Annotated in this window: 11 protein-coding genes; 6 read left to right on the top strand and 5 right to left on the bottom strand. The window is 64.7% G+C overall.

Annotated elements, in window-relative coordinates; all coding sequences use genetic code 11:
- Window positions 1-15 precede the first annotated feature (15 nt).
- Window positions 16-1173 (bottom strand): cysteine desulfurase family protein, encoded by a 1158-nt coding sequence (locus tag J6500_RS06770; RefSeq protein ID WP_225712056.1) that lies wholly within the window; start codon window positions 1171-1173, stop codon window positions 16-18.
- Window positions 1174-1506: 333 nt separating this feature from the next.
- Between J6500_RS06770 and J6500_RS06765 the strand changes: the two genes are divergently transcribed.
- Window positions 1507-2154, top strand: a complete 648-nt coding sequence (locus J6500_RS06765) for an alpha/beta hydrolase (protein WP_225711911.1) — start codon at window positions 1507-1509, stop codon at window positions 2152-2154.
- A gap of 101 nt (window positions 2155-2255) precedes the next feature.
- Here the strand turns inward: J6500_RS06765 and J6500_RS06760 are convergent, their stop codons facing one another.
- The 3 genes from J6500_RS06760 to J6500_RS06750 form a co-directional block, all read right to left on the bottom strand.
- On the bottom strand, window positions 2256-2585 hold the full coding sequence (locus tag J6500_RS06760; protein WP_225711910.1) for a DMT family transporter: 330 nt from the start codon (window positions 2583-2585) through the stop codon (window positions 2256-2258).
- Between the two features lie 4 nt (window positions 2586-2589).
- Window positions 2590-3267 carry a glutathione S-transferase family protein gene (locus J6500_RS06755; protein WP_225711909.1) on the bottom strand — a complete coding sequence of 226 codons (678 nt, stop codon included), beginning with the start codon at window positions 3265-3267 and terminating at the stop codon, window positions 2590-2592.
- 86 nt (window positions 3268-3353) lie between these two features.
- Window positions 3354-4457: an anhydro-N-acetylmuramic acid kinase gene (locus tag J6500_RS06750; protein WP_225711908.1), complete on the bottom strand. Its 1104-nt coding sequence runs from the start codon at window positions 4455-4457 to the stop codon at window positions 3354-3356.
- Between the two features lie 152 nt (window positions 4458-4609).
- Between J6500_RS06750 and tyrS the strand changes: the two genes are divergently transcribed.
- The 3 genes from tyrS (at window position 4610) to J6500_RS32070 (ending at window position 8270) form a co-directional block, all read left to right on the top strand.
- A complete protein-coding gene (gene tyrS, locus J6500_RS06745; RefSeq protein ID WP_225711907.1) occupies window positions 4610-5863 on the top strand; it encodes a tyrosine--tRNA ligase in 1254 nt (417 codons plus the stop codon).
- A gap of 55 nt (window positions 5864-5918) precedes the next feature.
- Window positions 5919-7163 carry an MFS transporter gene (locus J6500_RS06740; RefSeq protein ID WP_225711906.1) on the top strand — a complete coding sequence of 415 codons (1245 nt, stop codon included), beginning with the start codon at window positions 5919-5921 and terminating at the stop codon, window positions 7161-7163.
- 288 nt (window positions 7164-7451) lie between these two features.
- Window positions 7452-8270, top strand: a complete 819-nt coding sequence (locus J6500_RS32070; protein ID WP_312018201.1) for a GNAT family N-acetyltransferase — start codon at window positions 7452-7454, stop codon at window positions 8268-8270.
- A gap of 783 nt (window positions 8271-9053) precedes the next feature.
- Here J6500_RS32070 and J6500_RS06725 read toward each other — a convergent pair.
- Entirely contained in the window at window positions 9054-12758 is a 3705-nt protein-coding gene (locus J6500_RS06725) for a YhdP family protein (protein WP_225711905.1), read from the bottom strand.
- Between the two features lie 230 nt (window positions 12759-12988).
- Here J6500_RS06725 and J6500_RS06720 point away from each other — a divergent pair, with 230 nt between their 5' ends.
- Entirely contained in the window at window positions 12989-13672 is a 684-nt protein-coding gene (locus tag J6500_RS06720) for a peroxiredoxin (RefSeq protein ID WP_225711904.1), read from the top strand.
- A gap of 101 nt (window positions 13673-13773) precedes the next feature.
- A complete protein-coding gene (locus J6500_RS06715) occupies window positions 13774-15129 on the top strand; it encodes a M23 family metallopeptidase (RefSeq protein ID WP_225711903.1) in 1356 nt (451 codons plus the stop codon).
- The last annotated feature ends 39 nt before the right edge of the window (window positions 15130-15168 follow it).

Below are 15168 nucleotides of genomic sequence, written 5' to 3'. Positions count from 1 at the left end.
CCCGCTTAGAACAGTTCAAGCTGTGTTTCGTCGCACTCCCTTAACTAGGGTATCGGCGAGCTTTCGCCAAGCCTTAAGGGTCAAATCCACGTCTGTTGCCGTGGTAGACCAGCCAAGACTAAGCCGCACCGCTCCCTGGGCCAGCTCAGAGCGGTATCCCATTGCCTCCAAGACCTGCGATGGCTGCACCTTGCCTGAAGAGCAGGCGGAGCCGGAGGAGACTGCCACCCCGGCCAGATCGAAGGCGATGACCGCGGTTTCTGCCTTCATCCCGGGAGCGGTGAACAAGACGGTATTTGGTAACCGCTTAACCTCGTCGGAGAACACGACCAGCCCCGGCGTCTGCCTGAGCCCGTGCTCGAGGCGATCCCGCAGCTCCCTCACCCGCGCCGCATCGGCCTTGAGGGCTGCCATCGCCGCCTTCACGGCGGCCCCGAAGCCGGCGATCCCCGCGACGTTCTCGGTGCCGGCCCGGCGGCCGAGCTCCTGGCCGCCGCCGCGCAGCAGCGCCTCGAATCCCTCGACGCCCTCGGCCAGCACCAGCGCGCCGGCGCCCTTCGGCCCGCCGATCTTGTGCCCCGACAGCGTCAGCAGATCGGCCCGCGTCGAGGACAGATCGAACGGGATCTTTCCGAGCGCCTGGATGGCGTCGACATGCAGCAGCCCGCCGGCGGCATGAACAATCTCGGCAATCTCGGTTATGGGCTGGATCGCGCCGGTCTCGTTGTTCGCCAGCATCACCGACACCAGCGCCGGCGCACCGTCGGCCAGGAGCGCCCGCAGATGCTGCGGATCGACCACCCCGCCGCGCGTGACATTGATGGTGCTGATTGCCTGCTGTGGAAACCGTCCGCCGGAGCGCACCGAGGCGTGCTCGATCGCCGACACGACGAGCCGCGCCACCGGTCCGGCCGCGCCGCGCCGCAGCCGCGGCGTCAGCGCGAGCGCATTGGCCTCGGTGCCGCCGGACACGAACACCACGTCCTGCGCGCGCGCTCCCACGGCAGCCGCCACCGCGCTGCGGGCATCCTCGACCAGCCGGCGCGCCTTGCGGCCCTCGCTGTGCACCGAGGACGGATTGCCGCTCAGCTCCCACGCCGCCGCCATCGCTGCCTTCGCCTCCGGGCGAAGCGGCGTCGTGGCATTCCAGTCGAGATAGATCCTCTCAAGCATGCCTACAATATTACCTACATCGACTTTGCGCGATTCGTGCACCAAATAACCGGTGCTTCCGCGCGTCTTATCGCAAGTGGGGATCGCGCCGTCGCGTGCAATCGCATTTGCGGCGCGAGACTGGGCTTCTGCGGATGCTCAAGATGCTTGCTTTTTGCCCCTTGCCTCATGCTAGAAGCGGGCCTCAAAAGTTCACGGAAGCGTCCTCCGCGCGACCGCGACGACGCCGATCACCCCTTCGAGTGACGCGCTTTATCTGCCGGGGAGCCGATGAAGTCAGCCCTATCCCGTTGATACGGTTAGACCAATCGAGGGATCAAGCAAGAGATCACGATGCCTGAAGTCATTTTCACCGGCCCTGCTGGCCGCCTCGAAGGCCGCTATCACCCGGCCAAGCAGAAGAACGCGCCGATCGCGATGATCCTGCATCCGCATCCGCAGTTCCACGGCACGATGAATCACCAGATCGTCTACCAGTGCTACTACGCGTTCGCGCATCGGGGCTTCTCGGTGCTGCGCTTCAATTTCCGCGGCGTCGGCCGCAGCCAGGGCGCGTTCGACCACGGCACCGGCGAATTGTCGGACGCTGCGAGCGCGCTCGACTGGGCGCAGGCGATCAATCCCGAGGCGCGCGCCTGCTGGGTCGCCGGCTTCTCGTTCGGCGCCTGGATCGGCATGCAGCTGTTGATGCGCCGCCCGGAGGTCGAGGGCTTCATCTCGATCGCGCCGCCCGCCAATCTCTACGACTTCTCGTTCCTCGCGCCCTGCCCGTCATCGGGCCTGATTGTGCACGGCGACAAGGATGCCGTGGTGCCCGCCAAGGACGTCAACGCGCTGGTCGAGAAGCTGAAGACGCAGAAGGGCATCGTGATCGACCAACAGGTCATCCCCGGCGCCAACCACTTCTTCGACGGCAAGCTCGAGCCGTTGATGGAGACGGTGACCGGCTATCTCGACATGCGCCTCGCCAACGTGCGGTGAAGCGCTTGTAGCCCGCATGAGCGAAGCGATATCCGGGGCGGTGTCGATTATGGCGCAACCGGTCCCGCATATCGCTTCGCTCATGCGGGCTACAAAACCGTCTATTCCGGCGCCAGCTTCAGCGCGGCGATGCCGACCAGCACCAGCGCGATCCCGGCAATTTTCATCGGGTTCAGGACCTCGTTGAACAGCAGCACGCCCATCGTCAGCGTGCCGACGGCGCCGATGCCGGTCCACACCGTATAGGCAACGCCGACGCCGAGCACCTGCAGCGCGCGCCCGAGCAGGAACACGAACGCGGCGAGCAGCACCAGGGAGACCAGCGTCCAGCCGAGCCGCGTATAGCCCTCGGCATATTTCATCGAGACCGCCCAGCCGACGTCGAGCAGGCCGGCGACCACGAGCGCGATCCAGGCAACCGAATGCGACATGGCGTTACGCGGCGAGCTTCAGCATATGCGCGTGGTGACCGACCAGGAACGCGTGCAGCAGCGCGGGATAGTCCGGTGACACCGCGCCGCGCACGCTCGGCCGTTGCGCGAGCGCGCTGCGCCAGGCACGCAGCTTCGGCGTATGCGTGAACACAGAAAGATCGGTCAGCTGGTCGAACAGGTCGAAATAGCGGAACACCGGAGCAAACACCGCATCGACCAGGCTGAAACTCTCGCCCGCGAAGAACGGTCCCGCGCCGAGCGCCTCCTCGACGCGCGCAAATTTCGCCGCGACAGCCCTGCGCTTGGCCTCGAACGTCGCGGCATCGGTGGCGGTCTCGAGCCCCCAGAGATCGCCCAGGATCGCCGAGCCGAACTCCATCCAGGCGCGATGCTCGGCACGGACAAGCGCGTCCTGCGGATGCAGCTTGCTGCCGCCCTGCGTCTCCTCGATGTACTCGCAGATCACGTTGCTCTCGAACAACGCGACCTCGCCGCCGTCGTCGCGTGAGACGACCAGCACCGGCACCTTGCCAAGCGGCGAGATCTTCAGGAACCAGTCCGGCTTGTTGGCGAGATCGATATCGATCCGCTCGAACGGAATGCCCTTTTCGCGCAGCGCGATCACGGCACGTTGCACGTAAGGGCAGAGCTTGTGGCTGATCAGCTTCAGGGCGGCCATGGCGCGGGGACCTCGCATTCGATGCAGATGCATCCAATTAGATGCAGCTGCATGGAATTGTCAAGGTAGATGCATCCGCATCTAAATCACGGCCGCGCGATGATGCCTCCGGTCATCGGAATCGGCACGCCCGTGGTGGCGGGATAGCTCAGCGGCAGGCCTTTCAGGCCGCGCGCGGCCAGGAAGCCGAAGGCCTGCGCCTCGATCGCATCCGCGGCCCAGCCGAGCGTCTGGGCGGCCTCCACGGTGGCCGGCGCCAGCCGCTCTCGCAGCATCCGCAGCATCGTCAGGTTGGAGGAGCCGCCGCCGGCGACGATCCAGCTCTTCGGCGGCTTCGGCAGCAGCGGCACGATCCGGGCGATCGCAGCGGCGGTGAATGCCGTCAGCGTCGCGGCACCGTCGGCCGGCGCCACGGCGCCGAGCTTGAGCGAGGCAAAGTCGTTACGGTCGAGCGATTTCGGCGGCGGAGCCGAGAAGAAGGGCAACCTCAAGGCCTGCGCTATCCAGGCCTCGTCCGGCCTGCCCTGCGCGGCGACGCGTCCCTCGGTGTCGAACGGCTGGTGCAGGTTGCGATACATGAAGTCGTCGAGCAGCGCGTTGCCGGGACCGGTGTCGCAGGCGATCAGCGTGTCGGTGCCGTCGATATAGGTGATGTTGGAGACGCCGCCGATATTGACCACGACGATCGGCCCCTCGCGGTCCAGCGACTGCGCCAGCGCGCGGTGATAGACCGGCACGAACGGCGCGCCCTGCCCGCCGGCCTCGACATCGGCGGCGCGGAAGTCGTGCATGACAGGGATATGGATCGCCTTGGCGAGTGCGGCGGCATCGCCGATCTGCACCGTCATCCGCCGTTCCGGGCGATGCAGCACGGTCTGGCCATGGAATCCGACGATGTCGACGTCCTGGCAGGAAATCCGGTGCTGCGTGCTGAAGGCAGCGACCGCCTCGGCATGGGCGATGGTGACGGCGTGCTCGGCCTGCCGCAGGATGCCGGGCCGGGCATCGCGCCGCGGCAGGTGCACAGCCTCGGTCAGCGCCTGCCGCAGCAGACTGCGTTCACCATCGGTATATGGCCGGTAGCCCGAGGGCCCGAAGGACTTGATCTGGCGGCCGTCGGTCTCGATCAAGGCCACGTCGACCCCGTCGAGCGAGGTACCGCTCATGAGACCGAGTGCCGTCAGCATCATCTTGTAGCGCCCCAACCGGGAACCCCCGGCTTGTCTCAAATAACTACATCCTATAATGCCACAGCGCGTCAGGCCGCGGCAGCCTCAGCACTCCAAGGTTCCGCAAATAGATGCAAAAACCGTAAAACAAGAATGATCTGAGTCGCAGACAAATGACGGCATTTAAATCGGATTTCCTGAACACTTTACAGGAACGCGGCTTCATCCACCAGTGCTCCGATTTCGAGGGCCTCGACGCGCTTGCCGCCAAGGGCGAGGCCACCGCCTATGTCGGCTATGACTGCACCGCGCCGTCGCTGCATATCGGCAACTTCCTCACCATGATGATGCTGTACTGGCTGCAGCAGAGCGGCAACAAGCCGATCACGCTGATGGGCGGCGGCACCACGATGGTCGGCGACCCCTCCGGCAAGGACGAGACGCGTGCCATCCGCACCATCGCTGAGATCGAAGCCAACAAGGCCTCGATCCGCGGCGTGTTCGCCAAGGTGCTGCGCTACGGCGACGGTCATTCCGACGCCATCATGCTCGACAATGCCGAGTGGCTGACGAAACTGAACTGGATCGAGATGCTGCGCGACATCGGCCGGCACTTCTCGGTCAACCGCATGCTGACGATGGATTCGGTTCGGCTCCGGCTCGAGCGCGAGCAGGAGATGAGCTTCATCGAATTCAATTACATGGTCTGCCAGGCCTACGACTTCGTCGAACTGTCGCGCCGCACCGGCTGCCGGCTGCAGATGGGCGGCTCCGACCAGTGGGGCAACATCGTCAACGGCGTCGATCTCGGCCGCCGCATGGGCACGCCGCAATTGTTCGCGCTGACCACACCGCTGCTCACCACCGCCTCCGGCGACAAGATGGGCAAGACCGCCAAGGGCGCGGTGTGGCTCAACGCCGACCAGTTCTCGCCGTACGATTTCTGGCAGTACTGGCGCAATGTCGAGGACGCTGACGTCGTCAAATTCCTTAAGCTGTTCACGGTCCTGCCGATGAGCGAGATCGCCAAGCTTGCGGCGCTCGGCGGCAGCGAGATCAACGAGGCCAAGAAGGTGCTGGCGACGGAAGCGACCGCCCTGCTGCACGGTCGCGACGCGGCGAACGAGGCCGCCGAGACCGCGCGCCGCACCTTCGAGGAAGGCGCGCTGGCGGAAACCTTGCCGACGGTGGAAATTCCGCATGGCGAATTTGAAGCTGGCCTCGGCGTGCTCGCGGCGTTCGTCAAGGCGGAGCTCGTCGCCTCCAACGGCGAAGCGCGCCGGCAGATCAAGGGCGGCGGTCTTCGCGTCAATGACGCCGCGGTCACCGACGAGAAGATGCAGCTGACGCCGGCCAATCTAACGCCGGAAGGCGTGGTGAAACTGTCGCTCGGCAAGAAGCGGCACGTCCTGTTGAAGCCTGCATAGGCGCATTCGCTTTTGTCGGTTGCAGGAAGCGGCGAAAGCGCGCTCCCTGCAAGCAATGGATCAGAATACGCAGCGGGACGAAACGCTTGCGACGCCGCACAGGCCGGCGCGCATTGCGCTAAACGTGCTCGCGCTCTGCTTCCTGCTGTCGGTGCTCGGCCGCGGCCTCAGCGACAGTTTTACGGTGTTCCTGAAGCCGATCTCGGAAAACTTCGGCTGGGACCGCGCCTCGGTCGTGTCGGTCTACTCGCTGACCTGGCTCGCCGCCGGCCTCACCGCGCCGCTGGTCGGCCGCCTGTTCGACCGCTTCGGTCCGCGCGTGGTCTATTCGCTTGGGCTATCCCTGCTCGGCTGCGCGTTCCTGACCGCAGCGCATGCGCAGGCGCTCTGGCAGTTCCAGCTCAGCGTCGGGCTCTGCGTCGGCTTCGGCACCGCGCTGATCGGCAATGTCTCGAACTCGATCCTGCTCGGGCGCTGGTTCGGGCCACGGCTGCCGACCGCGATGGCCGTGATGTATTCGGCAACCGGCGCCGGCTTGCTGGTGCTGCTGCCGCTGTCGCAGGTGCTGATCGACCGGATCGGCTGGCGCAGCGCGTACCTGGTGTTCGGCATATCGGCGCTCTGCCTGCTGTTGCCGCTGCTGTTCCTGCCATGGCGCCTGCTCGCCGGCGGCTCTCCGCATGTGGTCAAGAAATCCGACCGTCTGGTCGATGAAGGCTGGACGCTGCTCAGCGCAATGCGCCACCACGCCTTCTGGGCGCTGTTCTCCACCTTCTTCTTCACCGCGATCGCAATGTACGCGCTCACCGCGCAGATCGTCGCCTATCTGATCGACGTCGGCTTCCCGCCGCTGCAGGCGGCCACCGCCTGGGGATTTTCCGGCGTCGCGCTGTTCGTCGGCATGCTCGGCGTCTCGACGCTCGACGGCATCATCGGCCGCCGTCCCTCGGTGCTGTTCAGCTACGGCGTCTCGATCCTCGGCATCATCCTGCTCTGGCTGCTGCAATGGTATCCGAACTACTGGCTGCTGACCGGCTTCGTCATCTGCTTCGGCAGCATGATCGGCTCGCGCGGTCCGCTGATCACGGCGACCGCGCTGAAAATCTTCCGCGGCGAGCGCGTCGGCACGATCTACGGCACGATCTCGATCGGCAGCGGCCTCGGATCAGGGCTGGGCGCGTGGGGCGGCGGCCTGCTGCACGACTGGACCCACAGCTACAACCCGCTGATCGCGTTTGCGCTGGTCAACGTCGTGCTGGGGATGATTCCGTTCCTGGTGGTGCCGGCGTTGCGGCGCTGAATTGGTCTAGAGCGGCCTCCAGCGGAGGCGGCCTTCCGCCGAGGTCCGCTGGTCCCAAGTGAGCAGGCGTTCGTAGCCCGGGCGCTGAGGTCCGAATCGGGTCAAACAGGCGACATGGCAATATGCGTGCCATTGCCCCGGGGATTGGCTCCATGCCAAAATCACTGGATGCAAATACGAGATGCTATACCAGAAGATGCGCCCGCTGCCTGCATTGTGTTGAAGCGATCGATAGCGGAGCTTTGCGAAGTTGATCACCGAAACGACCCTTCCATCTTGGCGCGATGGTTGGGCAATAAGACACATGAGAATTTCTGTGCTTGGGTCAAGCAAGCTGACAACTCAGTGCTCGTAGCAGTTGAAAATCAGGACATCCTAGCAGTCGGATCAGTAACTGATGCGGGAACGATTGGCCTCAACTACGTGTCGCCCGATGTGCGATTTCGAGGAGTTAGCCGCGCCCTGCTGCGTGCATTGGAAATACGAGCCGCGGAACGAGGCAATGACCGATGCAACTTGACGAGCACCGAAACCGCTCGCCGATTTTACTTGTCCAACGGCTATGTTGAAAATGGACCGCCGGTCGGTGGATTTGGGACGAGTTCCGGTTATCCAATGACCAAGGCTCTGGCTACGCGTGGGACTATTGAATGCACGATCCGGACAGCGCGTGAAGAAGACGCCGACGAAATAAGCGCGGTCATCTTACGTACATTGCGCGAAATCAATGCGAAGGACTATGCAAGAGAGATCATCAAGAGAATCGAGTCCAGTTTTAGTCCGAGCGCCGTGCTAGAGCTGATTAGCAAGCGCACCGTCTTCGTTGCCGCGATCGGTGGTCGTGTCGTTGGAACAGCAAGCCTCGATGGAAGTGTAGTCCGCACCGTCTTCGTATCTCCTGACGTTCAGAGCCGGGGCATAGGCAAGCTGCTCATGGCGGAGGTTGAGCGCACGGCCCGCCAGAGAAAAATCGATAGGTTGGCTGTCCCCTCTTCAATCAGCGCTGAAACATTCTATGCGCAGCTCGGATTTAAGGCCGTGCGCGATAGTTATTTTGGTAAGGAGCGCACGATCATCATGGAGCGATCACTGAAGTACCCTCTGTAGGTCTGGTTTGGGTCACAACACCGGCGGTCTCGATCTCCGCCTGCAGGTCCGGTCTTCTCCCTGGAGCCGACGTAGGACGACGGCCTAGTTTCGTCGGCAAGGGTCAATAAGGCGTCGCTTTGAGAACGGATTGGCGGAAATCCAAACGAATGCTTCAATAGGCGTTCTGCCTAGCCCCGTTGATGAGTATTGTGCTGCATCCGCACTGGGACGAGGCCTTGGACGTACAGCCGGGATATGGACGATCACGGAGGATAAGCTCTGTATCTTGATCTTGGGTGCCAGACGTCGCTGCCACATTGCAGTGCTGAACGGTGAACAGATTGAGTTGTTCGACCAGCTTGGCGTCATGCAAATCACCGGGTGGCGGTGCCTCCATGATCTGCATGCAGCGAGCGGCTTGCGACGTCCGTTCAGGGTCACAAGCCGATCGATATCCCCGACTCAGGTTGCGTGTCTGCTTGCCCCCGGAAACGGTCTGCGACGCCCCAATGCCAGCCTTCTCCGAGATATCGACGCCCGGAATTCGGTATAATTACACCTCTAAACTTACTTTGCATGGGGTTGTTTTTCGCCATTTTGGCCAAGCCGGGTCAAGCCCGGCCACGATGACGTGGACATGTCAGTCGCAGAAGCGGCAAATGCCGGATGCGATGTCCTGCGCGCCGCACGGAGATTGAGGGACTGCGACGAATCCACGTCGGTGACGTTAGCCTCGTGGCGCATGTCGGACCCAGCCTGTGATCCGGCTCAGGCCGGCAAGCGATGGATAGACCGACGCCCTTAATTATTCGCCGACGGCGATGGCAGCTCGTTCGGGCTGTACGGCTTGAAGTCGAAGATCTTCCGGCTCAGTCCAGGCGCCAGCGCCGAGATCGGGTTGACGCGCAGCACCGGCGCGTTGGGCGTGCCGACCACTTCATAGGTGACGCCGATCAGGCCTTCGTCGCTGCCGCCGCCGAGGAAGATGCCGAAGAACGGGATCTGGCCGAACACGTTGTTGAGGCCGTACATCGGAATGAAGGTGCCGCTCATCCGCACCTGGTTGCTGTTGTAATCGATGCTGCCTTCGATGGTCGCACCGATGCTGGGTCCCTTGACGACGCCCTTGCGGATCGTGAGCTGGCCGCTCTGACGCACGAACTGGGCGCCGAGCGCCGAGAATGCGATGCCGTTCTGGGTGTTGACGGGCCCGCCGGCGACGGCGCGGTCAAGCTGGGTTTCGCCCTTGACCGAGAAATCCGCGATGTTGATGTAGCCCTCCTTCGGGCTGGCATCAGGCGTCGGCGGCTCCATCGCGAGCGTCAGCTGGCCACCGACGACTTTCGAGTACGTGTCGATGAACTTCAGAAACGCGCCGGCGTCGGCGGTCTGCAGATAGATCGCCTCGCGTCCCTGCTGGCGGCGCATGTCGGCGGTGACGGGCGTATCGCGCCCGACCTTGCCGCTCAGCGTGAACGCCTTGATAGCGCCGTTGCGGCGCGAGACCTTGGCATCGACGCTGCGCATCGCCTCGCCGTTGAAGCCGGCGACCAGGCCGAGCTTCAGGTCGATGTCGAAATCGATCCCCTTGGTCTTGCTCTTGTCGGAGTCGCGGCCCGAGATTGCCGACTTCAGGAAGCCGCTCCCGTCGAACACGTCGCCACGCATCGTCACCTTCATCACGCCGTCGGGGCCGCGATCGGCTCTGAGCGATGTCCTGTCGCGTTCCGAGGGCGCATAGGTCGGGAAGTTAGCATTGACGAGGTCGCCGTTCTGATCGACCTCGAGCGAGCCCTTGATCGAGACACCACTGCCCTCGATCACGATATCCTCGAAGCGGGTCGACTGCCCCTTTGGCACCACGTTGAAGGTCGCCTTGCCCGCCGCACCTTTCGCCTTGACCCAGCCCGGCAGGATGTTGTCGAGCTTGAGCTGGGTCAGATCGGCCTCGACGCCCATCTTGGTGGCGTTGCTGCTGTCGCCGCTGGCGATCTTGCCGCTCAGCTTGACCGGGATCGCCCCCGACGCGGCCGGCCCAAGATCGAGCCCGAGCCGCGCGCGGCTCGCATCGTCAAGCGTCGCCTGCAGCCTGACGTCGGCGTCGCCGTCGGACTGCTTGCGGTAGTCGAGCGAGGCGGCCTGGCCGTTGATCTTGACGTCGCCCTTGACCTGGAAGCCGGCATTGTTGGCAGTCAGCTTCAGCGCATTGGCTTCGAGCTTCTGGTTCATCACCAGCTTGTCGACGGCGACGCCGGACAGATCGGCCGCGACCGAATACATCGTATCGGCCTTGGTCAGCTCGCCCTTCACGGGCATGCCGAGATTGATCGTCGCCGTGACGTTGCCCTTGCTGGCGTTGGGATCGATCGGCGGGCCGGAGAGATCGCTGAGCCGGTCGGATGCGAGGATCTCGGCTGCCGCCGGCACCGGGCAATCGACCCGGAACCTGACCTTCGACGGCGACGGCTTCGGCGCCATGTCGGGCACCTCGAAGATGAAATCCGACAGCGTGATCTTGCGCCCGGCCGGCGTGTCGGCGATGCCCTGCCCGATGGTGACGGTCGCGGTGCGGCCGGTCACCCTGGCCTTCAGATCGGCGTCATGCACGGCGGGCATCTGATCCACTGGACGCACCGTGACGCCTGACGCGACGATGTTGACCGAGAGACCGTCATCGGGGATCGGCGGTCCCTTGCGCGACAGATTGTGCACCGGCGAGTTGACGCCGACATCGATGCGCTGGAGCGTGCCGCGATCGATCCGCTCAAGCACCCATTCGCGCACCTCGGGCACGATGATGATCGGCCACATCCGCTTCAACGCGGAAGCCGACATCGGCGTGCCGGCAAAGCCGAGCTGCAGCCGCGGCTCGCCGGAATAGTCGATGCTGCCGGTGCCGGCGACGCCGATCTCGCCATTGGAGATGTCGGCCTGGGTCAGCAGCACGCGCTTCTTCTCGGTATCGAAGCGGAAGCGGATGCTGATGCGGTTGAAGATCAGCGGCGGCTCGGCCTTGTCGTTGCCGGCGAGCACGATGGTGCCGCCCGACAGGCCGGCCTGCCAATCGGTGACGTTATCGTTCGGCGGCTCGAGGTGACCGAGCAGCGTGATGCGGTTGGCACCGGAGATGATCTTGATCGGCGCCAGCAGCACACGCCGGCCCGCATCCCATTCCACGCTCATCTCGGCGGATTCGATCGGCATCGGATAGCTGGGCGTATCAGTGTCGATGATGTTGCCGGCACCGGCGGTGACCTTGCCGCGGAAATAGGTCGGCAGGCCGTCGCGGCCGAGTTCGCCCTTCAATTCACCCGACAGCGGCAGGTCGGCGGTATAGGTCATATCCTTGGTGCGCAGCGCCAGCAGGATGTTGCTGGTTGAGACCTTGTCGGCCTTGATGTCGACCGAGCGCACGCCGTCGACCGGTGGACCGACCACGACGCGCACCGACCAGGGCTTGGCACCCTCCTCGCCGAAGCTCAGTGCGACGCCGCCGCCGCTCGGGCGCCGCAGGCTGAGGCTGATATTCTCGAAGCTCCATTTGTTGCCGCGCTGCTGGTCGTCGACGACGAGATTGCCGTTCTTCAGGCCGATCTCGTTGAGGTTCTGACCGTCGAGACCGGTCATGCTGAGGCTGTCGAGCCAGTCGAGACCCGCCAGCAGGCCGCTCTGCGCCGGATCGGAGGCAGCGGCCACCGGGTCGGATGCGGGGGCCGGCGGCGGCGATACATCAGGAGCGGAAGGTGCCGGCCGAGGGAATGTCGGTGGCATTCCCGCCTCGCGCTTGGAGGCAACACCGGTCGCGAGCGGTTTTGCCGTCTCGCCCGCGGACACTGTCACGTGGCCGTCCGGCGTGATGCGCACCGACAGTTCAGCATCCACCAGGTTGAGGCTCTCGGCGCGCAACTGCCCCATCAGCAGCGCAGTTCCCGACAGGCGCACTTCGGCCTTCGGCGCGCTGGCCACGACCGCATGGTCGCGATCGCGCACGATGATGTCGCGGATGCGCACGGCGACGCGGACACGCCCGGCGCGCTCGATCTGCGTTCCACCGACCTCGACCGTATTGCCGTGGCCGATATTCTCCTCGATCGCGGCGGCAAGCCACGGTGTTGCGATGTCGAGATTGATTGGCCCCGCGCCAAGCCGCCACCACAGCGCACCGAAGCAGGTCGCGAAAATCACCACGAGGGCCGCGAGCACCAGACCGATGCGCCGAATCCAGCGCCCACCGTTCAGCCGGCGCTGCGCACGGGTACAGAAATCGGTGAAGCGGTGCAGGTTGGTATTGGAACGCGCCAGCAATTGCCGCGCACGGTCGCCCGCCGCCTCATCCTGCTCGTCCCACGCGGCCTGGTCTTCCCACTGCGAGAATTCAGCCCCGGCGCGCGGATGTGACCCCTGCGGCGACGTATTCCTTGCCATTGCCTCTCGGTGCTGGCGGTGAAGTTGATCGCCGTCACCGGGTCGCCCGTCGAGTTGCCTCGAGCGCTCCTGTGTCGGCATCGCTGCCAATCCTCGACCAATAATGTTACTCGCTGATGGCCCCTCGAAAGGAACTAAAACAGCCACTCAAAACGCCGATTCAACGCGCGGACAGGCAACGCGTCGAATTTCTTGTCACCATACTCCGTGGCCATCAAACTTGCCCAGCGAACGGTGCGAATCCGTATCGCCGCCGATGAGACCGCAATACCCTAATGGTTGAGCTTCGGAAAGCGACGAAAGGAAGGCGTATGTCCAAGAAAACGCGCAAGAAATCCACCGATACAAAGGGAAAGCGGGCGGCGGCCAGGCCGGCGCGGGCCGCAAGGCCCGCCGCGAGCAAATCCGCGACGAAAACCCGCACGGCGGCGACCAAGGGCAAGGTAAAGGCCGCGGCGACGACCAAGGCGTCGCCAAACGCCACCTCGAAGCCGAAGCCATCCGCCAAATCTCCGGCCAAGTCGTCGACGGCCAAGCTGGCCGAAGGCGCCGCCGCGCCCGCCTTTCAACTGCCCCGCGACGGCGGCGGCAGCGTCTCGCTGGCGGATTTTGCCGGCCGCAAGCTGGTGCTGTTCTTCTATCCCCGCGCCGACACGCCCGGCTGCACCAGGGAGGCGATCGACTTCACCCGGCTCAAGGGCGAGTTCGCCGCCGCCGGGACCGAAGTGCTCGGCATCTCGGCCGATACGGTCAAGGCGCAGGAGTCCTTCCGCAACAAGCACCAGCTCTCGATGCCGCTCGGCTCAGACGAGACCCATGAGATGCTGGAGGCCTACGGCGCCTGGGGCGAAAAATCCATGTATGGCAGGACCTTCATGGGAATTATTCGCACCACGGTTCTGCTCGATTCGGACGGAAAGGTCGCCCGAATCTGGCGCCATGTGAAGGTCGACGGCCACGCCGACGAGGTGTTGGCGGCCGCCCGGTCGCTCTGATTGCACAGGTTCCGTTTCCTGAAAATTAACCATGCCGGGCTCAAATCGCCCCCGCAATAAGCCGTACGGAGCTTGGTCCGACCGGCCGCGGGAGTACCGATGTGAGCCGGTCCGGTCACCACCATCACAAGCATCATCATCCGCAGGACCATGGCCGGACGCCCTCGCGCCGCCCGGCTGCCCATCACGGCGCTGCGGCCGCCGCGCTGGCCGCCTCCGGCCAAGGCTACACCATCGTCCATGCCGGCAAGCAGGTCCGTTTCGGGCCTGTCGTGTTCTGGATCGCGGTCGGCACCGTCGTTGTACTCGGCATGTGGTCGGCGGCAACCGCGACCTATTTCGCGTTCCGCGACGACGTCCTGACCCGGCTGATCGCCCGCCAGGCCGAGATGCAATACGCCTATGAGGACCGCATCTCCGAGCTGCGCGCCAAGGTCGACCGCACCACGAGCCGCCAGTTGCTCGACCAGGAGCAGTTCGACCAGAAGCTCGACCAGATCATGAAGCGCCAGTCGATGCTGGAATCGCAAGCCACGGCGCTCGGCGCGATGCCCGACCTCGGCGCCACGGGATCGATCAAGCCGCAGGGCCGCGCCGAGGCAGCCCCCGCCTCCGGACCGCTCAAGCCTTCCCCGATCAGTGACACCGTGATCTTCGTGGCGCCGCCGGACCGCGAGGCACGGCTGGAATCGCGCGCGCCGCTGATGGCCAAGGCGCAACCGAACCAGTTCCCCAAGGCGCAGGGCGTCGACAATGTGCTGGTCCGCCTGCAGACCTCGCTCGACCAGGTCGAACGGCGCCAGATGGCCGCGCTGTCCTCGGCCGAGGAGAGCCTCGATTCCCGCCTGCGCCGGATGCGCGGCGTGATCTCGGATCTCGGCCTCAACATGGCGCAGCTCGAGGCGGCAACGCCGCGCGGCGGCATGGGCGGCCCGTTCGTTCCGGTGAAGCTCGCGGCCGATGCCGGCCCGTTCGAGCGCCAGCTTTACCGCATCAACATCAACCGCGCCCAGATGCAGCGGCTGACCCAGACGCTGGCGTTGGTGCCCTATCGCAAGCCTGTCGTCGGCGAGGTCGAGTTCACCAGCGGCTTCGGCGTGCGCACCGATCCGTTCCTCGGCCGTCCGGCGATGCACACCGGCCTCGACTTCCGCGCCGCGCAGGGCGATCCGGTCCGCGTCACCGCCAACGGCAAGGTGGTGTCGGCGGGCTGGGCCGGCGGCTACGGCCGCATGGTCGAGGTCGATCACGGCAACGGCCTGTCGACCCGTTACGGCCATCTCTCCGAGATCGGCGTCAAGGTCGGCGAGAGCGTGAAGATCGGCCAGGTGATCGGCGCGGTCGGCTCGACCGGCCGCTCGACCGGCCCGCATCTGCACTATGAAACCCGCATCGATGGTGAAGCCGTCGATCCGCAGAAGTTCCTGCGCGCCGGCGTCCGACTCAGCGCCGGCTGAGATTTCCTCGTAGCGGCGGATCTGAACGTCGGCGCGGAC

The organism is Bradyrhizobium semiaridum (assembly GCF_020329505.1).
GTDB lineage: Bacteria > Pseudomonadota > Alphaproteobacteria > Rhizobiales > Xanthobacteraceae > Bradyrhizobium > Bradyrhizobium semiaridum.
Note: the sequence above shows the minus strand (reverse complement) of the source record. Positions and strands in the feature narration are given on the sequence as shown.